Source organism: Acinetobacter schindleri, from assembly GCF_010918895.1.
GTDB lineage: Bacteria > Pseudomonadota > Gammaproteobacteria > Pseudomonadales > Moraxellaceae > Acinetobacter > Acinetobacter schindleri.
Map to the genome: position 1 here is coordinate 2,836,026 of NZ_CP044483.1, position 22,191 is coordinate 2,858,216.

The 22,191-nt window shown below is 43.9% G+C and carries 23 protein-coding genes and 5 tRNA genes; 2 read left to right on the forward strand and 26 right to left on the reverse strand.

From position 1 onward, the window contains the following. Positions 1-195 precede the first annotated feature (195 nt). The 26 genes from rplL to FSC11_RS13615 all read right to left on the reverse strand — a co-directional run bounded on the left by rplL (position 196) and on the right by FSC11_RS13615 (position 19,562). Positions 196-561: a 50S ribosomal protein L7/L12 gene (rplL, locus tag FSC11_RS13490; RefSeq protein ID WP_004278611.1), complete on the reverse strand. Its 366-nt coding sequence runs from the start codon at positions 559-561 to the stop codon at positions 196-198. A 48-nt stretch (positions 562-609) separates the two neighbouring features. Continuing rightward, a complete protein-coding gene (gene rplJ / locus FSC11_RS13495) occupies positions 610-1,116 on the reverse strand; it encodes a 50S ribosomal protein L10 (RefSeq protein ID WP_004278612.1) in 507 nt (168 codons plus the stop codon). 301 nt (positions 1,117-1,417) lie between these two features. Then, positions 1,418-2,113, reverse strand: coding sequence for a 50S ribosomal protein L1 (gene rplA / locus FSC11_RS13500; RefSeq protein WP_163167422.1), 696 nt, complete (start codon positions 2,111-2,113; stop codon positions 1,418-1,420). A gap of 3 nt (positions 2,114-2,116) precedes the next feature. After that, positions 2,117-2,545, reverse strand: coding sequence for a 50S ribosomal protein L11 (gene rplK, locus FSC11_RS13505; RefSeq protein ID WP_004813566.1), 429 nt, complete (start codon positions 2,543-2,545; stop codon positions 2,117-2,119). Between the two features lie 118 nt (positions 2,546-2,663). Next, a complete protein-coding gene (gene nusG / locus FSC11_RS13510; RefSeq protein ID WP_004813568.1) occupies positions 2,664-3,197 on the reverse strand; it encodes a transcription termination/antitermination protein NusG in 534 nt (177 codons plus the stop codon). A 7-nt stretch (positions 3,198-3,204) separates the two neighbouring features. Next, complete coding sequence (secE, locus tag FSC11_RS13515) at positions 3,205-3,645, reverse strand: preprotein translocase subunit SecE (RefSeq protein ID WP_163167424.1); 441 nt, start codon at positions 3,643-3,645, stop codon at positions 3,205-3,207. 78 nt (positions 3,646-3,723) lie between these two features. Continuing rightward, positions 3,724-3,799, reverse strand: a tRNA-Trp gene (locus tag FSC11_RS13520). Between the two features lie 49 nt (positions 3,800-3,848). Next, entirely contained in the window at positions 3,849-5,039 is a 1,191-nt protein-coding gene (gene tuf / locus FSC11_RS13525; RefSeq protein ID WP_004811166.1) for an elongation factor Tu, read from the reverse strand. A gap of 151 nt (positions 5,040-5,190) precedes the next feature. Beyond that, positions 5,191-5,265 (reverse strand) — tRNA-Thr (locus FSC11_RS13530). A 17-nt stretch (positions 5,266-5,282) separates the two neighbouring features. Continuing rightward, positions 5,283-5,358: transfer RNA gene (locus FSC11_RS13535), tRNA-Gly, on the reverse strand. A 38-nt stretch (positions 5,359-5,396) separates the two neighbouring features. After that, positions 5,397-5,480, reverse strand: a tRNA-Tyr gene (locus FSC11_RS13540). A 56-nt stretch (positions 5,481-5,536) separates the two neighbouring features. Then, positions 5,537-5,612: transfer RNA gene (locus FSC11_RS13545), tRNA-Thr, on the reverse strand. Positions 5,613-5,710: 98 nt separating this feature from the next. Further along, complete coding sequence (gene trpE, locus FSC11_RS13550) at positions 5,711-7,204, reverse strand: anthranilate synthase component I (protein WP_004813574.1); 1,494 nt, start codon at positions 7,202-7,204, stop codon at positions 5,711-5,713. Between the two features lie 108 nt (positions 7,205-7,312). Next, positions 7,313-7,981, reverse strand: a complete 669-nt coding sequence (locus tag FSC11_RS13555; protein WP_004813576.1) for a phosphoglycolate phosphatase — start codon at positions 7,979-7,981, stop codon at positions 7,313-7,315. 82 nt (positions 7,982-8,063) lie between these two features. After that, positions 8,064-8,717 carry an FHA domain-containing protein gene (locus FSC11_RS13560; RefSeq protein ID WP_163167426.1) on the reverse strand — a complete coding sequence of 218 codons (654 nt, stop codon included), beginning with the start codon at positions 8,715-8,717 and terminating at the stop codon, positions 8,064-8,066. A gap of 64 nt (positions 8,718-8,781) precedes the next feature. Continuing rightward, complete coding sequence (gene gspD, locus FSC11_RS13565; protein ID WP_163167428.1) at positions 8,782-11,034, reverse strand: type II secretion system secretin GspD; 2,253 nt, start codon at positions 11,032-11,034, stop codon at positions 8,782-8,784. A 38-nt stretch (positions 11,035-11,072) separates the two neighbouring features. Beyond that, positions 11,073-11,939, reverse strand: a complete 867-nt coding sequence (locus FSC11_RS13570) for a type II secretion system protein N (RefSeq protein ID WP_163167430.1) — start codon at positions 11,937-11,939, stop codon at positions 11,073-11,075. Beyond that, on the reverse strand, positions 11,939-12,682 hold the full coding sequence (gene gspN, locus FSC11_RS13575; protein ID WP_004890585.1) for a type II secretion system protein N: 744 nt from the start codon (positions 12,680-12,682) through the stop codon (positions 11,939-11,941). Before gspN ends, FSC11_RS13570 begins: the two co-directional genes overlap by 1 nt. A 184-nt stretch (positions 12,683-12,866) precedes the next feature. Continuing rightward, entirely contained in the window at positions 12,867-13,193 is a 327-nt protein-coding gene (locus FSC11_RS13580; protein ID WP_026056799.1) for an H-NS histone family protein, read from the reverse strand. 142 nt (positions 13,194-13,335) lie between these two features. Further along, entirely contained in the window at positions 13,336-13,764 is a 429-nt protein-coding gene (locus FSC11_RS13585; RefSeq protein ID WP_163167432.1) for an acyl-CoA thioesterase, read from the reverse strand. 10 nt (positions 13,765-13,774) lie between these two features. Then, positions 13,775-14,968: a heme biosynthesis protein HemY gene (locus FSC11_RS13590; RefSeq protein ID WP_163167434.1), complete on the reverse strand. Its 1,194-nt coding sequence runs from the start codon at positions 14,966-14,968 to the stop codon at positions 13,775-13,777. Between the two features lie 6 nt (positions 14,969-14,974). Next, on the reverse strand, positions 14,975-15,802 hold the full coding sequence (locus FSC11_RS13595) for a hypothetical protein (RefSeq protein WP_163167437.1): 828 nt from the start codon (positions 15,800-15,802) through the stop codon (positions 14,975-14,977). Then, positions 15,799-16,578, reverse strand: coding sequence for a uroporphyrinogen-III synthase (locus FSC11_RS13600; protein ID WP_163167439.1), 780 nt, complete (start codon positions 16,576-16,578; stop codon positions 15,799-15,801). Before FSC11_RS13600 ends, FSC11_RS13595 begins: the two co-directional genes overlap by 4 nt. Before the next feature lie 5 nt (positions 16,579-16,583). Then, on the reverse strand, positions 16,584-17,504 hold the full coding sequence (gene hemC / locus FSC11_RS13605; protein ID WP_163167441.1) for a hydroxymethylbilane synthase: 921 nt from the start codon (positions 17,502-17,504) through the stop codon (positions 16,584-16,586). A gap of 106 nt (positions 17,505-17,610) precedes the next feature. Then, a complete protein-coding gene (locus FSC11_RS13610; protein ID WP_004813599.1) occupies positions 17,611-18,351 on the reverse strand; it encodes a LytR/AlgR family response regulator transcription factor in 741 nt (246 codons plus the stop codon). A gap of 56 nt (positions 18,352-18,407) precedes the next feature. Further along, a complete protein-coding gene (locus FSC11_RS13615; protein WP_163167443.1) occupies positions 18,408-19,562 on the reverse strand; it encodes a sensor histidine kinase in 1,155 nt (384 codons plus the stop codon). Here FSC11_RS13615 and argH point away from each other — a divergent pair. Together argH and FSC11_RS13625 are read left to right on the forward strand one after the other, a co-directional pair. After that, the gene (argH, locus tag FSC11_RS13620) at positions 19,553-20,983 is read left to right on the forward strand and encodes an argininosuccinate lyase (protein WP_008302470.1); all 1,431 of its coding nucleotides are present in this window, start codon (positions 19,553-19,555) and stop codon (positions 20,981-20,983) included. The two genes, FSC11_RS13615 and argH, sit on opposite strands and share 10 nt — an antisense overlap. 29 nt (positions 20,984-21,012) lie before the next feature. Further along, complete coding sequence (locus tag FSC11_RS13625; protein WP_004813605.1) at positions 21,013-21,285, forward strand: oxidative damage protection protein; 273 nt, start codon at positions 21,013-21,015, stop codon at positions 21,283-21,285. The last annotated feature ends 906 nt before the right edge of the window (positions 21,286-22,191 follow it).

Genomic DNA, 22,191 nt, shown 5'->3' on the forward strand with positions numbered 1-22,191 from the left:
TTAAAACGCTTATCAATATTTTTTAATGAAAAATATTGGTAAACGTTTGTTCATTATGTTTATTTTCAATTTGTATGAATTTCTATCATGCAAACAAAAATCGAGCCGATTATTGTAACGCAAAAAGGCTGATGACCCAAGAGCCATCAGCCAATTTTTGGAGCCGATTATAAAAAAACCGGCTCCCTTAAGAAATTACTTAAGAGTAACTGTAGCACCAGCTTCTTCAAGTTTCTTCTTAAGCTCTTCGCCTTCTTCTTTAGAAACGCCTTCTTTAAGAACTGCAGGAGCGCCTTCAACCATGTCTTTAGCTTCTTTCAAGCCAAGGCCAGTCGCTTCACGAACTGCTTTAATTACAGCAACTTTGTTCGCGCCGAAAGAAGTCAATTCAACATTGAATTCAGTTTGTTCTTCAGCAGCAGCAGCAGCTGGACCAGCAGCAACAGCTACAGCAGCAGCAGATACATTGAATTTCTCTTCGAAAGCAGAGATAAGTTCAACAAGTTCAAGAACAGTTTTTTCAGCAACTGCGTTTAGGATTTCTTCGTTTGTTAAAGCCATGAGATTAACTCCAAATGGGTATTGAATGATGTGTGTTTAAGTTTGAGCTTAAGCAGCTTCTGACTCGTTTTTCTCTTGAAGCGCTGTAAGTAAGCGGCCCAATTTCGAAATAGGAGCTTGAAGAACGTTTGCAAGCATAGTAAGCGCTTTCTCTTGGTTCGGAAGATTCGCGATTACGCTAACTTCTGCACCTTGATAAAGTTTGCCATCAAATGCAGCAGCTTTAAGTTCAAATGCTTTATTAGTTTTAGCGAATTCTTCGAACAAACGTGCAGCAGCACCCATGTCGTCTTCAGAATTCGAGAAAGCTAAGATTGTTGGGCCAACAAGGTTGTCGTTCAAGATATTGAATTGAGTATCTTGAAGAGCACGTTTAGCCAAAGTGTTACGAACGATACGTGTAGTAACACCAAGTTTACGCGCTTCAACACGTAGAGTAGTTAACTGCTCTACAGTCAAACCTTGGTAGTCAGCAACAACAGCAGCAAATGCAGTAGAAGCAACTTCAGCTACTTCAGCTACGATCTGTTTTTTGCCTTCGATAAGAAGAGCCATTGTAAAACCTCCTAACGGTGATTTATGTACTTACGCGAAGTACACTCCCAATTCGCAAGACCATCACTGGACTCACACGCGGAGGATGAACAAATCACACCACCGCGTCTACGCAGGCTGGGCTATTAAGAGAGAAGCATAAAACTCCCCTCGCCCGCGGTCTTTGACGCTGATAAATTTTCATTTATCAATTCAAAGTTTGCCTAAGTTTGCAAAATACGACGGAGCGTTTCTTGCGTAAGTTTTAAAGCAGCGCTTTAAAACTTACTCAGGGCTTTAAAATTCTGTAATAAGTCGAGACTTATTTAGAAACGTTTGCTACATCAACGATCAAACCAGGACCCATAGTAGAGCTCAAAGTGATCTTTTGGATGTAAATACCTTTAGAAGTAGCAGGTTTTGCTTTCTTAAGGTCAGCTACAAGAGCTTCAACGTTTTGACGAACAGCTTCAGCAGAGAAACCTACTTGACCGATCGCAGCGTGGATGATACCCGCTTTATCTACACGGTAACGTGCTTGACCAGCTTTTGCATTTTTAACTGCAGTAGCAACGTCAGGAGTTACAGTACCCACTTTAGGGTTTGGCATTAAGCCACGTGGACCAAGAATCGTACCAAGTTTACCTACAACGCGCATTGCATCTGGAGCAGCAATAACTACGTCGAAATCAAGGTTACCCGCTTGGATGCTTTCAGCAAGATCGTCGAAACCAACAACGTCTGCGCCTTCAGCTTTAGCAGCTTCAGCAGCAGCGCCTTGAGCGAATACAGCTACACGTACAGTTTTACCAGTACCTGCAGGAAGAGTAGTCGCGCCACGAACAACCTGATCAGATTTACGAGGGTCAACACCTAGATTAACAGCGATATCCAAAGATTCTTTGAATTTCGCAGCTGGAAGGTTAGTAAGAACTTCTACAGCTTCTTCTAAAGTGTAAACTTTTTGCGCTTCAATAGCAGCAGCAATGGCTTTTTGACGTTTAGTTAACTTTGCCATGTCTTATAGCTCCACTTCCAAGCCCATAGAACGTGCAGAACCAGCGATGGTACGAACACGTGCGTCTAAATCAGCACCAGTAAGATCTGGTTCTTTAGTAGTCGCAATTTCTTCTAGCTGAGCACGAGTCAACTTACCAACTTTAGTTTTGTTAGGTACAGCTGAACCTTTTTGGATACCAGCAGCTTTCTTAAGAAGAATCGCAGCAGGTGGAGTTTTCATGATGAAAGTGAACGACTTGTCGTTGTACACAGTGATCACGACTGGGATTGGCAGACCAGCTTCAAGCTTTTGAGTAGCAGCGTTGAATTCTTTACAGAATGCCATGATGTTAACACCACGTTGACCCAGTGCAGGACCAATAGGTGGAGATGGATTCGCTTTACCAGCTGGAACTTGCAGCTTGATATAGCCGTCAATCTTCTTAGCCATTTCAAATTACCTCTGGGTGCAAACGCCGCTAGGCTCCCCAATGATTCTACGTAACGATAACCGTTACAACAACAATGCCCGATCCTTTAACAAATCGGGCGTTTTCAACCAATACCGATTAGATTGTTTTTTCGACTTGGCGAAATTCCAATTCAACCTGAGTTGGTCGGTTAAATACGTTGATTGTCAGCGTTAAGCGTGACTTTTCGTACTGAACCTCTTCCACCACACCTTTAAAGTCTGTGAATGGACCGTCAATTACGAGTAATTCTTCGCCTGGTTCAAACATCGTCTTAGGACGAGGTGCTTCACCAGTATTACGTACACGCGCAAGAATCGCATCAGCTTCTTTTTGCGTAATTGGTGCCGGCTTTTCTGCCGTACCCCCAATGAAACCTAATACTTTTGGACATTCTTTAACAATGTGCCAGGTTTCATCGTTCATTTCCATTTCGACCAATACATAGCCTGGGAAGAACTTACGCTCTGATTTACGTTTCTTGCCATCCTTCATTTCCACTACTTCTTCAGTAGGGACCAGGACTTCACCAAAGCTATCGGCAACAGCGCTACGCTGGATTCGATCATTAAGCGAACGCATCACTTGTTTTTCATAACCAGAATAGGCATGAATAATGTACCAACGTTTCATAGCTCTCTTACCCGATAATAAACTTCATTAACCAGCCTAATACGTAATCAAAACACCATAAAACAACAGCTGCAATGACAACAACAACAAGAACATGCCATGAGGTGGTCATGGTCTCTTGTTTAGTAGGCCAGGTCACTCGACGGAGCTCAATTCGTGCGTCTTTCAGCAGTCGAACAAAGCCTTTGCCTTGATGGGTGGCGTATAATAAACCTAAAGCGCCCACGATACAAGCCAAAATCACCCCAACACGAACCCAAATATCATTCGCTGGTGCCCAGTACGCTGGCAAATATTGATTTACCATCATTGCACCCACCAATAAAATCAAGGCGATAACCCATAGAACAATGTCCAATGGAGAACCGGTTTTTACATCTACAGCAGGATTATTTCTTTGGGGAATTGCCGCGCCGCTTATTGCGTCACGTGATTTATCATTCGACATTTTTGTACTCGTCGTAGGTTTCGCGACTTATTATATGACCAGATTTGCCGACATCAAGCGTCTTTCAAGAAAAAATGATGGCAGGTCAGGAGGGACTCGAACCCCCAACATTCGGTTTTGGAGACCGACGCTCTACCAATTGAACTACTGACCTTCAAAAAGACAGACTGGAGCCGGGGCTCCAGTCAATATCTTATACTATATTATGCAGTAACGCGAGATACTACACCAGCACCAACTGTACGACCACCTTCACGGATCGCGAAGCGCAAGCCTGCATCCATTGCGATTGGGTGGATCAGCTCTACTGACATCTCAACGTTGTCACCAGGCATAACCATTTCAACGCCTTCTTTAAGCGCGATCGCACCAGTTACGTCAGTTGTACGGAAGTAGAACTGTGGACGGTAACCGTTAAGGAATGGAGTATGACGACCACCTTCTTCTTTAGAAAGTACGTATACTTCTGCGTCGAATTTAGTGTGCGGCTTGATTGTACCTGGTTTAGCAAGTACTTGACCACGTTGAACGTCTTCACGCTTAGTACCACGAAGAAGAACACCACAGTTCTCGCCCGCACGACCTTCGTCAAGAAGTTTACGGAACATTTCAACGCCAGTTACAGTTGTTGTTTGTGTATCACGGATACCAACGATTTCAACTGACTCACCAACTTTAACAATACCAGTCTCAACACGGCCAGTTACTACTGTACCACGACCTGAGATTGAGAATACGTCTTCGATTGGCATCAAGAATGCTTGGTCGATTGCACGTTCTGGTTCTGGGATGTAAGAGTCAAGCGCTTCAACAAGAGCTTCAACTGCAGCTTCACCATATTGACCAGCGTCGCCGTTAAGCGCAAGAAGAGCTGAACCACGGATAACTGGAGTGTCATCACCTGGGAAGTCATAAGTAGAAAGAAGTTCACGAACTTCCATTTCAACTAGCTCAAGAAGCTCTTCGTCGTCTACAAGGTCGCATTTGTTCAAGAATACAACGATGTAAGGTACACCTACCTGACGAGAAAGCAGGATGTGTTCACGAGTTTGTGGCATTGGACCATCAGTCGCAGCACATACAAGGATCGCGCCGTCCATCTGAGCAGCACCAGTAATCATGTTTTTAACATAATCGGCGTGGCCCGGGCAGTCTACGTGAGCGTAGTGACGAGTTGGAGAATCGTATTCTACGTGAGAAGTGTTAATGGTAATACCACGTGCTTTTTCTTCTGGTGCAGAGTCAATTGCAGCGTAGTCTTTCGCTTCACCACCGAATTTCTTCGCACATACAGTTGCAATCGCAGCTGTTAAAGTTGTTTTACCATGGTCAACGTGACCAATTGTGCCCACGTTAACGTGTGGCTTATTACGTTCAAACTTAGCCTTAGCCATGTTCATCTTCCTCGTTTACGTCGAACACAATTCTGAGTAAAACTCAGCTCCGACATATCGCCTAAAAAAATCAAACGCCCAATACTTGAAAAGCAGACTAAATAGCCTGCTTTTGGAATCTTTTGCAACAATGTTGCGATAAACTGTAATCTGGAGCTCTTATCGAGATTTGAACTCGAGACCTCTCCCTTACCAAGGGAGTGCTCTACCACTGAGCTATAAGAGCAAATATTAGTACTTCAATGGAGCGGGAGACGAGGGTCGAACTCGCGACATGTAGCTTGGAAGGCTACCGCTCTACCAACTGAGCTACTCCCGCACGATGTTGGTACAAACCACTTATTGAAGTCTTAAAATTGGTGGTGAGGGAAGGATTCGAACCTTCGAAACTTTCGTAGCGGAGTTACAGTCCGCCCCCTTTGACCGCTCGGGAACCTCACCATTTTTTACACTTACATCAGTGCTGTTCTTTACTCTACACTAGAAACTCTCTAAGATGGTGCCGGCACACGGATTCGAACTGTGGACCTACTGATTACAAGTCAGTTGCTCTACCAACTGAGCTATGCCGGCGTTTCTTAGTGTTTCGTACGTTTCGTATCGGAACGGTGTGCAGTTTAGCAAAACTCAGAAACCATGCAAGTGTTTTTTTCAAAAAAAACGTCAAAAACTCATAAAATCAAACCATTTGATGATAATTCAACCGCTTTGATCACTGCGCGAGCTTTTATTTGGGTTTCATTCCACTCAGATTCAGGATTTGAGTCAGCAACCAGCCCTGCTCCGGCCTGAACATAGACCTTATTTTCACGAATGACACAGGTACGAATCGCAATCGACATGTCCATTTCGCCGTGCCAGCCTAAATAACCAACAGCACCACCGAAAATTCCACGTTTTACCGGCTCAACTTCGTCAATAATTTCCATGGCACGAATTTTTGGTGCACCAGAAAGCGTGCCTGCCGGGAATGTTGCTTTAAAAACATCCAATGCATCTACATCATCACGCACTTCACCTTGTACATTCGAGACAATGTGCATGACATGCGAATAACGTTCGATCACCATTTGATCAGTCACTTGCACTTTACCGATTTTTGACACCCGACCAACATCATTTCGGCCCAGATCAATCAGCATTAAATGCTCGGCAATCTCTTTTTCATCAGAAAGCAGATCTTTTTCTAATGCCAGATCTTCTTCTTTGGTCTTGCCACGCGGACGAGTCCCTGCCAGGGGACGCACAGTAGCAATCCCATTTTCCAAACGAGATAAAATCTCAGGTGAAGAACCGACAATATGGAAAGGTGTTTTGTTTTCTAAGGTCTGCCCTTGCACCAAGAACAGGTAGGGTGATGGGTTAAGGTGGCGTAACGCACGATAGACCTGTAGAGGCTCTCCATCAAAATCAGAGACCATACGGTGACCGGGTACTACCTGCATGACATCACCAGCACGGATGTACTCTTTCACTTTTTCAATAGAAGCAAGGAAGTTATCATGCCCGGTTAATGACTCAAAATGCGGTGGAGTATGTTTTTCTGCTTTCAGACTGATTGGTGTTGCCAGAATATTTTCCAATTCATTTAATTTTTCATGTGCTTTTTCATATGCATTAGCATCATTCGTATCGGCATGCACAATCAAAAACAAGGTATCTTTGAGGTTATCAAATACGATCACTGTTTTAGACAGCATCATCCAGATATCTGGCAAACCTACTGGATCGGCTTCAGGGACATTATTCAGCTTTGGCTCGATATAACGTACCGAGTCATAGCCAAAGTAACCGACCAGACCACCAGTAAAACTTGGTAAAGCAGGTAAGTCTGCTTGAGTCGGCACTTTAAACTGCGCCTGAAAGTCGCGAATGTATTGGAAGGGGTCTGAACAGTGCTGCTTTGCAATCGAGCCATCGGCATGTTGTACCGTCAGTTCACCTGCGTTACAGGAGAACACGGTAGATTCACCCAAACCGATGATTGAATAACGCGCCCAGTTCTCCCCCCCCTCAACCGATTCAAACAGATAAGCCTGTTGATGCTGTTTAAGGCGAGCAAAAATAGAAAGGGGCGTATCAGTATCGGCCAAGCGCTGACGGTAAACGGGAATCAGGTTATAGCCTTGCGCAGCAAGTTGCTGGAATTGTGCTTGAGTGGTCATTCGGTTTTTCTCTTTAAATTAGGGTTACTCAGTGTGTAAATAGAATTGGACTGAGCGACGCCATCGAAAAACCTTAGAACTATTCATTTTAATTCCCTAATACCCTAATTAAGCCAGCAGTTCACGTAGATCATCCACAATCTCCTGAGGATGGCTGTCTGCTATATTCTCACCATGATTATAGCCATAGCTGACTACAATACAATCTATACCGGCACGGCGTGCAGCTTCGACATCATTCACCGAGTCGCCAATCATCAGCACCTGCTCTTTGCTGACAGCATAATGCTCGACACAATGCAGCAATTGACGCGGATCCGGCTTACGCTCGGTAAAACGGTCACCACCAATAGTGTCATCAAAATACTTCGCCATATCCAAAATATCTAAAATACTGCGTGCAGGCTGTTCGGGCTTATTGGTCACACAAATGAGCTTTTTACCTTGTGCTTTACCCCATTGTAGAAATTCAATAATGCCCGGAAATGGTACGGTATCGACACATGGATCAGCATTGTAGACTTCCAGGAAAGTATTTAGTAATTCCTGATGCTGTGCTGGATCCAAACTTCCAGTCAGGTGCAGTAGTACGCTTTCACAAAACTTCGAACTACCTTTGCCAATCCAGACTCGTACCTGTTCTTCAGTCACAAAAGGCAGTTGCAGCACATTTAAGCTCATATTCATGGCACGATACAGGTCAGAAGCCGAATCCACCAAGGTGCCATCCAGATCAAATAAAATCAGCTCACGTTTATCCAGTTGTGCTATAGACATTTCCACTCTCTTTATCTTTATTCATCACGCAGCCACAAAAAAGGCATGCGATTGCATGCCTTGATTGTAACCAATACTTGGCTTATTTAAAGAATAGCCAAGCCATAATTGCTAAAATCACAATAACAATTAAAGAAATCAAACCGACTGAAGCATTTTTTTGCTGTTCCTTCGCTTCTTCTACACGAGAAATCGGTTGCTCAACAGGAATTGGTGTTGGTTCAGGTTTAACCGCAGATAAATCTATACCTTCAGGAATTGGCGCCGGTTTTGGAATACCGACATTGGTTGGCATACCATCACGAGTCAACTGGACTTCAGCATCACGTTCTTTTAGCTCTGGCATACCCTGATCATTCATCTGATGGGCAGCAGTCTTCTCAGCAGCCTCTTCAATAATACGTTCAGCTGTCTGTTCTAGTTCAGGTTCGACGATGACTTCTTGTGCTGGCTCAAGCACAGAAAATTTCAGGCTAGCAAACTGTACGATATCACCCTGTTTCAGCAATGCTTCTGAATCAATGCGCATATCATTGACAAAAGTACCATTTGAAGAACCCAGGTCTTGTACCCACAGTGCATCTTCCTTCAGCAAAAAGGCAGCATGCTTACGCGAGATTTCTGCAGCCTGCAACACAATATCTGCTGCCTGATGACGACCCACCAGCATGTCACGGTCAATGCTAATTTCCTGTCCTGTCAGATCGCCAGTAATGGCTTGAATTTTCCAAGTCATAACATCCACTTCTCTTTTATTCTGTTACGTTGATCATAACATGCTGTTTGCAACCACCGCACCTCTAGCTTTTCGGACGCAACGTCGTGGTTGTCACTGTATTTCGGGTTTTTTCTACATTTTGTACTGGTTGCACAGATTGCTGTTGCACTACAGGTTCAATTGCAACTGGCGTAGTGACTACTGCCACCGGCTGTGAGGCTACAGGTGCAGTTGGTACAGTTTGGTAATTCGACCCTAGGGGTGTTTTAGAAACAGGGAGACGTTGTTGATATACATCATCCAGGTTTTCTGGCAGTTTGGCAAAATTACCATCCGAATCTAGTGCCAATTGCAAGCTATACAGCTGACTATAGCGCTGCTGGGAAATTTTACGTACTTCATTTTTATCCCCCACAATCGTTGGGTGAATAAAAATCAGCAGGTTACGCTTCTGATTGGATTTACCTTCCGAGCGGAATAAACGCCCTAAACCAGGGATTGCACCCAAACCCGGTACCGCCTGACGACCGTAGCTGGTGTTATCTGAAATCAGACCACCGAGCACAATGGTTTGACCATGTTCAGCCAGAATTGAAGTTTTGATCGCACGTTTACTAGTGACCAGATCTGATGCCTGCCCCTTATCACGTGCAACTGCAGAAACCTCCTGCTCGACTTCCAGACGTACGGTTCCATTTTCACCAATATGCGGAATGACTTTTAATGTCACACCCACATCTTTACGCTCAATGGTGGTATAGGGATTGGCAACACCTGCCGCACCCGTAGAAACTGAACCTGTTACAAATGGAACGTTTTCACCCACTACGATATAGGCTTCTTCATTGTCCATGGTCACAATCGATGGCGTAGACAATAGATTCGACTTCGTGGTTTCTTTGAGTGCCTGAATCAGTGCACCATAGAGCTTTCGAGAACCATCACTGCCTTCACGATAATCACCTATCACGAGTGAGGTCCCTGTACCAATTGCACTGCCTGCCCCTGCCGCACCACCGGTCAGATAGCCGGCAGCAATATTTTTCAGGCTGGCACCAAAGTTATCAAAGTTAATCAGACCAATACCGCTACTCAGATCACCAAGTGCCCATTGCACACCCAGCTGGTCAGCATCCGTACCTTCCACTTCCATAATCGCAGCTTCAATTAACACCTGCTGACGACGCGTATCCAGCTGATTAATCGCTGACTCGATTTCGCGCATCAGTTGTGGATCAGCCTTCACTACCAATGAATTCTGGGTCGCATCAGCAATAATACTGACACCATTGGCATTAAAACTGGTAATTCCTTGCTGGTTATTTCCTAATCCTGAATTTAACTGAATCCCGGAAGTGGAAGCTTCCTGAGACATATTGGATGCAGAGCTGTTATTGCCCAATGTATTCAGCGAAGTTCCTGCGGAGCTGTTCTCTGAAGAAGAGCTCGAACGCCCCTGAGCCTGCCCAGAAACCAGTCCTTGTAAAATTTCAGCCAGGTTTTTGGCACTGGCATATTTCAGGCGAAAGACTTTTAGCCCCCCTAAACGATCCGCTGCAGGCACATCCAGCGTTTCAATAATCTGGCGAATACGCTTACGGGTTGCAGTATCGCCTTTGATGATAATCCGATTGGTCCGCTGATCTGCCATGACCCGCACACGTGAGCCTTTGAGATCCTTGGCAGAACCTGTAGCTGTCATGGACTCAATCAGGCCAATCATTTCCTCAGCCTGACTCGACTGTAAGGTAATGGCTTCCAGATCATTCTGACCGGTACCATCCAAGTTACGCACAATCGTTTCCAGCTGGTAAATATTGCTAGCGCGATCGGAAACAATCAGGGCATTGGTTCCCGGTACAGCTGCCAGATGGGCGAACTGCGGCATTAGTGGGCGTAGTGCTGGAATCAGGTCATTCGGATTGGTATTTTCCAGCCAGATTACCCGTGTCACAATCTGGTCACCAGTCGCACGGTTACGGGCATCATACGGAATACCGGAGTTCTTGACGTTATTGTCTGGCACCAGTTTGATGGTATTCCCGGATGGGATCGCCACGACACCATTAACATTCAAAACCCCAAGAAACAGATCATAGACTTCAGCCCGGTTTAATGCCCGGTTTGAAATGACTGTGACATTGCCGCGTACCCTTGGATCAACGGCAAAATTTTTCCCCGTAATATCGGCTACTTCATTAATAAAAGCAGCCAGGTCTGCATCACGCAGATTGATTTTCCAGGTCTGCGCATAAGTTGCGGTACTGACCATAGCCACCAGAGGTGCGGCAACACAAAGCGCCCATGCTGATCGATTATTATTAAATAAAGCCATAAACCTAAATGCTTCCCAACCCTATATGTGATGACACATCACTTTAAATCCTGTTGAATGGTCATCACCTGATCACCACGTTTAATTTCAAGTTTTACCTGGCCCTGCTGTCGTGCCTGTTCCAGTAACTGCACTTCAGATTGTCCTGCAGTGACGGTTTGACCATTCAGGGATACAATCCGGTCGCCGGGTCTGAGACCGAGACGGTTACGCAGCACTGCCGGAGTTCGCGAAGTGACTTCATAACCCCCTTCACCTGCAGAAACTCCCATATTTTCCAGATACTGTTCGCGGTTTTCATTCATCTGCTGAATCGCGCGACCAATCTCATTCTGCGGTGAAGCAGGCTCATTTGTTGGCTGATTCGCTGATCCACCCCAATTTGAGGATGACGATGAACGCCCACTTTTCTGCTCATTACTCTGCCAAGGCTGATTTAAGCCATTTTCCAAGCCCTTAAAGAAAACTTCCTTACTCGCACCATTTTGCTGACGAATAATCACCCGATCCCAGTACACTTCAGCCAGCTCATAGCCGCTATTACCCAAGCTCTCGCCAACACGATAGCGATCGACCTGATCATTCAGCTTCAATACTGCTGAAGACAAATAGCTTGGACTGGCAACCATCACCCCTTGTAACAGAATATTGGAGACTTCCGCACTTGCCGCACTTTTTCCAGTTTCCTGAAATAAGGCGAAAGAGCTGATATTCGGAATCCGTGACTGCTGTGAGCCCAACTCTACACGTTCTACTTGCAGGGCTTGAGGCGGTGCAACGACCAGCCAGAATAGGGCTGCCAGTTTCCAGCACAGATACAGAATCAGTAAAACTAAAAGTGCGGGTGCTGCTTTATTAAACGTCTGTAGATCCAGCTGTTTAAATTTATCTATATTGATGGCCATCAGTTTAGGCCTCCCATCAACGGCTGACGGGTGCTGATGACATAAGTGTCCAGTCCAGCTTTACCTTCATAGGAAGGAACATTCAGTAACATACGCTGTGTCAGTTGCACATTCAGCATCAGATCGGGATCAAGTTCAATATTCAGCATTTTCTGATCACGACTATCGCGAACATCCAGCAATAATTTACCTGACTCATCTGCCAGCTTCCCGGCAAGAACAGGAACACTCATCCGCTCTTGACGCTGTGCAAAGGTATAGATCAATTCTCCCCCGGTCCAATTCAACTGACCACTCACATCACTAAAGCCATTTTGTTTCTTATATTTAAAATCGAGCTGCTTAAATTGAATTGCATTGGTTGGCCATTGCCAGTCTGCCAGATTTTTCAAGGTTTCTGGTGCGACCTGTCCTTCCAGATTCCTGGCGACTAACGTTTTGGTCAGACCGTAAGCCATTACACCGGCAAGTTTAGTATTGCCGCTATGTACTTCCACATTTGCCCCGAGACGCAATAATAGCAAATCCAATGGACGGACCTGCCAGTTGAGGCTGCCACGCAATTGACCTTTCTTCCAGTCAGCACTCCCCTGCCAGATATTGCCACTGACGTTATGCAGTACCTGATTATTTTTATAAAATTTTGAAATCAGCCAGGCAGCCGGCACCTGCAAAACCACAAAAATAAAAAAGGCGACTATGGCAAGAATTAACCATTTGAAAGTTTTCGGTTTACTGCTCATCCCACCCCAACCAATCCATCAATTTCAGTTCCTGGTTATGATTCTTTTCTTAATATAAGTACATTATGCATACTTTTTTCACCACGCCAATTGATGGGCATAAAAAAACCAAGCAATGATGCTTGGTTAAAGATATATAGATCATTTCCATGACTGACCTATGACAACATTCACAGTCAAATCTTTAGATCAGAAAATCTTCCAGCTTGGCACCTTGTTCCAGTTCTGCAACCAGCCAGCGTGGCTGTTTACCACGACCTGTCCAGGTTTCTTCCGGATTTGCTTTACTGCGGTAACGTGGTTCTACAGTCTTGCGAGATGATTTCTTGCGCTTAGAGGCACCGAACTCGAGCAACTGTTCAATGCTCATACCTACTTTTTCTGCAATGCTTAATACCTGATTATAAGCATCTTCGATTTCCTGGTCTTTTTTAGACGCAATTAATGCTTCAGCTTCAGCTTGTAAACGCTTTAACTCTTCAACTGATAAATTCGTAATGTCTGGCATCACTCTCTCCATAAAAATAATATTATTCGTTTTATAAATAACTTTTTCATAATATTTAGATTAAATAAAATATTCAATAAAAAAATTTGAACGGATAACAACAAATAATAAAATTAATTACAAAATTAAATAATTTTCTCGTATTTTAAACTGTATGTTCAACCGTATTTTCTAAATTTCTTATTATTTGCTGTACATCTTCAGGAATTGGCATTTTTTGCATGCTATTTTTATTTATACAAACTAGAACCGCTTCAGAAATTGCCACTATACTTTGCTGCTGCTCACTCCATAATAAATAACTCATACGAAATGAGGTAGTGCCTATATCTTCAATACGCACACCGATTTTAAGTTGATCCGGATAAACCACCGGCTTTAAATAGCGACATTGATTCGTAGCCACAACAGTTAATAATGGACCAACCAGTATATTTAATCGATCCAGATAAGCCAGTCGGGCACTTTCAATATAACGATAATACACCGCATTATTAACATGACCAAAGGCATCCATATCACCCCAAGCCACGCGTTGCTCAAAAATCACTGGATACTGCGCAAGTGATTCCATATATTATCCCCTATATTCTTGTATCAATAAAATTGGCATTTGATTCAAACACCTGATTCAGTTGTTGTTGTAACTCATCCTGCCCCTGCAAGGCAGATTTAATGCGCAGATAACTCATACGCACATCATCTGGATAGAGTGCAAGCAGTTGCTGGGCTTCCTCTACTCGACCCGCAGCTTGCAGTACATGCCATTTGGCAAATGTTAAGACCGGCACTGCTGTATATTTTTCTTCCCACAATGAAATTTGCTGGTTAATAATTTCATAATCAGGATTTTGTCGAAGTAATTGTTGCTGAAACCATAAATAAAATACGTCCTGATTAAATTGCTGTTCCAATAAATGCACTGCTAGCGCTTCATGCTCGGCGCTCATTTCAGGCATTTTAAATAACAATTTCAGCCACAGTAGTTTGACCGTATAGTCACGTTTAAATATTTCTTCGCTTAAGTCGATATAGCGCTGTTGCAAGTATTTTAAATCTTCCTGATCCGCCTGTTCAAAAGCCAGTAATAATTGTTCTAGCCAAAGTGTTTTAGTATTTTGCTCTAAATGACCATATTGAGTTGATCTTAAATACAGCCAGGGAAACTTTAAGGCAAATTGCCCCCATAATTTGGTTAATCTCTGCTCATAAGCTGATTTAACTTTAAACAGCCACGGGGATAATTCATGCTGATTTAAGAATTCAAGATGGGTTAATGCCTGCTGACCATCCTGTTGCGATAAGTACACTTCAATACGCTGTAATTCAGCCAGTTCAAATGCCATTGGATTGGACTGATTTAAAGATTTCAAAGCCTCATCAAAATCCTGCTGTCCCCAAGACAAACGTGCATGAATAATATCTTTTAATAATCCAGACTGGGCAAAAGACTGCTGAATAAAATCACGTTGATCCTGTGAGGCATTGAGCAGCCACACCACTGCCAGTTGTTCATAAGGATGTAAATGATGAAAACTGAAAACGCGCTGTTTTTTGCGCTGCTCGCGATTCAGATAACGCGTAACCGCATACCACAGCATATGCATGACAAAGCTGATCGTAACCAGTAGCGCTGCCAGTATCCATACACTGGTCTGTACCTGCCAGTTACGCCAGTACAGATAGACATACCCTGGTCCGTGACCGTAACTGAGTAGACTTAAAGCCGCAATACCGAGCAGACTGACAAATAAATAGGCAAGCAGAATCTGTTTCATAAGCGCTCAGCTCATTAAGGTACGGGCATTCAGAGGAGGAACCGGTGTCAGCGGTATGGTGCGGATCTGTTCCAGCTGTTTAACCCATTGCTGGCTTTTGGCATCCGGTAATTGTTTGAGGACTTCAGCCACGGCACCAAGCGATTGTTGGAAAGGAATTTGTTGACTTTGCTGTAGCGCATTTTGTGCCATCAATAGACGTAATTGCGCCTCTTTCAACACTAGCCCTCGCTGCATTAACACCGTACTTGGCTGCTGCACAGCTTCAATTTGAATCAGATTGCGCCAGAAGGAACCAGACTCTGCCGGGGTGGCACTGTGCTGGGCTTTTAACTCCTTGGCAATTTCAGTATCCATTTGATTCAGTAAATCCCGGATTTTATTCTGCTGTACCAGACGACTATTGATGAACTGTTGCAGCATTACCTGATCTTTACTGAGTACACGCTCCAAACCGTCTAGCAAAGCTGGTGCAAGCGTATAATTCGGCAAATCCAGTTGCAGTTGACTGAGTTTTTCCAATGCTGTGCTGTATTGCTGCTGCTGCAAAGCGAACTCAATCAGGCTGAGTTGCTGACGAACCAGTTCGGCATCATGCGATTCAGGTGCAGTAGCTACCTGTGAGTTGGATACAGCTGGTGCATCCTGGCGCTGTTCAGTTACCTGGCGTTTAAGTGCAACCACCTTGTCATTCAAACTGGCATTTTGCTGCTGCAATAGAGTAAAGCTGGAGCTGAGTTCTGTATGGGCCTGGCGCAAACTGAACAGGTCATAACTGATTTTGACCATCCAGGCGAATGCCACAATGAACAGCACGATTAAAATTTTCTTCATGAGTTCCCCAGTACTCGCTTCATCTCCCGTACGATCACATCGCTGCTCAGGCTCTCAAGTTGTACATACTCAAATGCTGCAGCATGATGTTGACGGTATTCCCCTAAAATAGCAGCCAAACGTGGGCCTAAAACCAAATAAATTCCCTTGCTGATCAGGGAGATGTCCTGCTGCATTAGCTGCACCCAGTTTAACCAGCTGGCTTCACTACTCATCAGAACCATATAATGGCGATTGTCCTGCAATCGAGGCAAAAGCGCAGCTATGGTCTGTTGTGACTGAACCGGACACTGACGTTGATATAGTACAAAATTTAGTACCTCAACACCCTGCTGACGCAAATGGTCCATCATAAATAATCGACCGCCCTCACCTCGCCAAAAGGCTACAACAGCATCTTTTTCAAGACCATCCAGGATCGGTAATTGTAGCATTCCTTCAGAGGTTTCAACCTCAGGCACATGACTTTGAATGCCATATTGTAGCAATGCCTGTTCAGTGCTTCGCCCTACAGCAATCCACTGTATATGGGCCAATGTAGCCAGTTCAATGCCTGCCTGCGCCAGATATTGCATGCCAATCTGCACCGCAGTCGGACTCACCACCACAATGACTTGAGCACGATTCAACTGCTGATACAAGCTATCCAATTCTGCTGAATAAGGCTGTGCAACCAGTTCCAGTAAAGGTAGCTCTACCACAGGAATTTGTGCTGCCTGTAACTGCTGTGTGAGTCGGACAGCACGATCCTGAGGGCGAGTATTAATAAACAGCATGAATCTTATGAATATAGTGCTTTAAGCAAATCGCCTGCACCTTGGGCCAGTAAATTCTGTGCCAGAGCCACACCGAGCTGCTCCGCCTGATTTACATCACCCTGTAATTCTGATTTTAATAAAGTGGCACCATCCACGCTACCCACACGGCCTTCGATGGCAATTTTACCATTCTGTAAAGTTGCATAACCTGCAATCGGCACCTGACAACCACCTTCCAGATAGGCATTAAATGCGCGTTCAGCACGGACACAGGCATCAGTCTCCGCATGTAAGAGTGGCAGGATTAGATCAAGTACGGCCTGATCACGATCACGACATTCAAGACCAAGCGCACCCTGGCCCACAGCTGGCAAACTGACTGCAGGCTTAAGCGTATGACGAATACGATCTATCAGTCCTAGACGTTTTAAACCGGCACTGGCAAGAATAATAGCATCGTAATTGCCCGCATCGAGTTTCGACAGACGTGTGCCGACATTACCTCGCAGATCAATGATCTCAAGGTCCGGACGTGCCTTTAAAATCTGGCTCTTACGACGCAGACTGGATGTGCCTACTTTAGCGCCCTGTGGCAACTCGTCAAAGCTTGTATAGCTATTAGATACAAAAGCATCCAATGGATCTTCACGTTCGCAGATCACTGCAAGACTTAAACCTTCAGGCAGTGCCATGGGTACATCTTTCATGGAATGCACGGCCAAGTCTGCACGACCATCCAGTAATGCAGCCTCAAGTTCTTTAACAAACAGGCCCTTGCCACCAATTTTTGCCAATGGGGTATCAAGAATTTTATCACCCTGTGTCACAAACGTGACCAACTCGACCTGAAGATCGGCATGCAGTTCCTGCAGACGTGCACGGATATGCTCCGCTTGCCATAGTGCAAGAGGACTTTGTCGAGTTGCAATTTTTAGGGTCTTCATAAATTTCAAATACAGTGAATGAGAACAATAGTCTAAACTTAACCTGATCACTTTAAAATGCAAGTGAATTTATGCAAGTTTCAACTGCAACCCGATCCCATACGCTTCAGAGCTTATGAATGCGTTCACGTAAAAATGGTAAATGGCGCCGACTTACTGCAAGTCTTTCATCCAGCTCACGGCAACGTACCTGATACTGCCCTGAACTGACCACTTCCAGTCCATCCAGATAGTTTACAGACACCAGCGCATTGCGGTGGATCCTGATAAAATTCTGGCCAAATTCCTGTTCCAAGTCCTTTAATGTTTCATCGATCAGGACACTGCCATTTTTATGCCGTACCGTGACATATTTCTGATCAGCCAGGAAATAGTAAATATTTTCCACAGGGACAAGCTCCACCCCGCGATAAGTCTTTGCCGCAATCTGATGGCGGCTGATATTGAGTTCTTCCATATTTTCTTTTTGTTTTAGTTGGCTCATCTGAGCTTGGGTAAGTTTGGTTAAATGCTCGAATACCTGTGCTAACTCCTGTTGCATCACTGGTTTGAGCAAGTAGCCTTCTGCATTCGACTTGAATGCATCAAGCGCATGGTTGTCATAGGCCGTACAAAAAACAATTGCCGGCATTGGGTCAAGCTGGCGCAGATGTTGTGCGCAACGCAGACCGTCCATTTCGGGCATTTGAATATCTAATAGAATGACATCGGGCTCGTGCTGATGGGCCAGATCAAGGGCTTGCTGACCATGGGTTGCGGTTGCAACCACAGTATGGCCGAGCTGGCTGACCAGGCGTGCCAAACGCTCTATGGCAAGAGGCTCATCATCACAGATCAGGATGTCCATTTATCCTCCTTCAGTTAACGGCATGTCATTGTTGTTAAGTTAACTGCATTTTATTGTTATTTATACTGATATTGCACAACCGTCGTAAAAATTCCCTTGCCGGCATAGGTTCTAAAGGTCACTGTCGGGCCATAATAGGCCTTCAAACGCTGTCGAACATTTTCAATTGCAATACCATTTCCCCGCTTTAATGCTGCATGATCCTGTGAATATGGGTTTGTTATAATAATATTAATTTGATTTTGCAGGATTTCAATCAATACGCTTATCGTACTCTTTGTTAGAATTTTTTCAACTCCATGGAAAATACTATTTTCTAATAGGGGTTGTAAAGTCAGTAATGGAATTTGGACGTATGAGTATAAGTCTTTGTTTTCTAATTTCCATTCAACCTGCAAACGATCACCGAGTCGGATTTGCTCAATCTCCAGATAACGTTGGCACAAATCAATTTCTTCTTGCAAGCTGACCAGCTTTAATTCCTGAAAGCTGGCACGAAACAGTCGGGACAGATTAAGCAGCATATGTTCCGCTTTATCAGGATCAATGCTGATCAGGCTGATAGCACTATTTAAACTATTAAATAAAAAATGTGGTTGAATCCGGGCCTGCATGGCCTGAATCCGTGAATTTAACTCGCTATGGCGTTGACGTGTCCATTGCTCCCTTAAGTAAAGATAACGAAAACAGAAAGTTCCGAGCAAAATTCCAAAACTCAGGTGCATTCCGACCTGCTTAAAAGCAATTTCAGATGTAAGATCATGCAGATGAAAATTTATCCCAAAATGTATCAGAATGTTTAAACTAACTGTCGTTACCAGCACGATAGCCTGTAATAACAAGAATCCGGTAATCAATGCAGATTTGATCCCCATACGATCAAAATACTGGTGAAACAGTTCTACACAAGCCGCAAATGATAGCAACACCCAGTTAATATAGAGGATGTATTGCAGCAAGTGCATAAAATTGAGCGCTTGCCAAGACTGGGCTTCTGCCAGACTCAGTACCAAAGCCAAAACATTACCGCCAACAAACAGTTCCAGCAGATAACGCCAATTGCCAATCTGGCCAAAAAAATAAGAAGATTGTTGCTGCCCCATCGGATCTGTAACAGATTGAGCAGATGGGACTTCGGCAACAGCCGTTGAATTTGCTATACTCTTTTTCGTTCTACTGCTTTTAATCTTATTGAGCCGACATGACCACATCTTCTAATTCCTCAAATCCATCACAAGCCCAGACTTCGGGTATGTGGGGCGGTCGTTTCTCTGAAGCGACTGATGCTTTTGTTGCTGAATTTACAGCATCTGTACAATTTGACCAACGTTTTTATAAACAAGATATTGCGGGTTCAATTGCGCATGCAACCATGCTTGCAAAAGTGGGCGTGCTGACTGAACAAGAACGTGATGATATCATTGAAGGCCTGACTGCGATTAAGGCGGATATTGAAGCAGGTAATTTCGAATGGCGCATTGACCTTGAAGATGTGCATATGAACATTGAGTCACGTCTGACTCAGCGTATCGGCATTACAGGTAAAAAATTACATACTGGCCGTAGCCGTAATGACCAGGTGGCAACAGACATCCGCCTTTATGTCCGTGATGAAATTGATGCCATCCTAAAATTATTAGAGAAATTACAAAAAGGCATTTTGAGCTTGGCGGCGAAAAATACCAATACCATCATGCCAGGTTTTACTCACCTGCAAACGGCACAGCCTGTGACTTTTGGTCACCACTTGATGGCTTGGTTTGAAATGCTGGTCCGAGACTCTGAGCGTCTGATTGACTGCCGTAAACGCGTTAACCGTATGCCATTGGGTTCTGCTGCTTTAGCAGGCACCACTTATCCAATCGACCGTACTTATACAGCTGAACTGCTAGGTTTTGAAGCAGTAGCTGAAAACTCATTAGATGCTGTTTCTGATCGTGACTTCGGCATCGAATTCAATGCAGCAGCATCTTTAATCATGATGCACCTGTCTCGCATGTCTGAAGAAATGATTCTGTGGACATCTGCACAGTTCAAGTTTGTGAATATTCCGGACCGCTTCTGTACTGGTTCATCGATCATGCCACAGAAGAAAAACCCAGACGTGCCTGAGCTGATCCGTGGTAAGACTGGCCGTGTGTATGGCGACTTGATGAGCTTGTTGACTCTAATGAAAGGTCAGCCATTAGCCTACAATAAAGACAATCAGGAAGACAAAGAACCATTATTTGATGCGATCGATACCGTTCGTGGTTCATTGATGGCATTTGCAGATATGATTCCTGCACTGGTTCCAAATATCGAAATCATGCGTGAGGCAGCGCTTCGTGGTTTCTCGACTGCAACTGACCTTGCAGATTACCTGGTGAAAAATGGCGTTGCTTTCCGTGATGCACATGAGATTGTGGGTAAAGCCGTTGCACTTGGTGTTCAGGAAGGTAAAGACTTGTCTGAACTCACCCTTGAACAGCTACAGCAATTCTCTGACCTGATCCAGGCAGATGTATTTGAAAAAGCGTTAACTTTAGAAGCATCTGTAAATGCGCGTAACCACATTGGTGGTACTGCACCTGTACAAGTCGCAGCAGCAATCGAACGCGCTTATGCACGTCTGGAAAAACTTTACGCTTAATTGCGCTATCTTAAATTCGGAGTATTGATATGTCTCGACAAGTATTTTGCCGTAAGTATCAAAAAGAAATGGAAGGCTTAGACTTTGCACCATTCCCAGGTGCAAAGGGTCAGGAACTGTTTGATACTGTATCTAAACAGGCTTGGCAGGAATGGCTGAAGCATCAAACTACGCTGATCAATGAAAAGCGTTTAAACGTGTTTGAAGCGGATGCGAAAAAGTTCCTTGAAGAACAACGTGAGAAGTTTTTCAATAATGATGAATCATTGGAAAAAGCTGAAGGGCTAAAGCCTGAGGCGTGATCAAGCGGAGCACTGCTCTGCCACGCCGCAAGACAAGCAGCTATGCTGCGCGTAGGCTTTAATCTAAAAGAATCCCCAACTTGGGGATTCTTTTTTATGCACTGCTCTAAAAATTACTCAAGACAAGCGAAGCGCGTAGTTTCAAATGTCAAGAAGGAGTCTAAGAAGACTCCTTCTTTATATACTATACCGCCACGTTGCAAGACAAACAGCTATGCTGCGCGTAAGCTTCAATCTAAAAAAATCTCCATCATTAGACAGACTTTTTATACGACGCTCAACATGCTGAAAGACAGGAACCGTCCCTCAAGTGAAATCCGAAAAAGGTTTTCTTAAAGCATTTTTTTAATTTTCTCACCCACCTTTCTCTTGATTGCAGAAATGTACCGTAAATAAGCAAATAAAATCCCTAGAATTCCCTTCATCTAGTTATCTATTTTCTAATCAATAGATCATATCCTTCCTCTTTTCCTAAACTTCTCAGAACAACAGCTTGCATCAGTTTTAAGATCAATTTTTTTCAATATTATTTATTTTAGAGATTAAATTTATTGTAAATATGAAGTTTTACTAATCAATTAAGTTTAAAAATGCTGAATTTACTTATCCGATTTAAAGAATTTAATTATGAGTCTTATTAGATTTAAACCCTTCATTCATTCCAAAATAATAGATTGTAAACGGCAGATACATGCCACTATAGAAATGCAACATTACACTACAAGAATGTACATGAATTAAAAAATGGATTTCCTATAATAGCAATTAAGAGGATGGCAACATCTTTGTATAATAGCGATAAATATCCCCGATTTTATCCCAGTTCTTCCCCCAAAGGCTGGGTATTTTTTTGCCTACAAATTACTATACCCCATAAAAAAAGCCCCAGTGACTGGGGCTTGATTC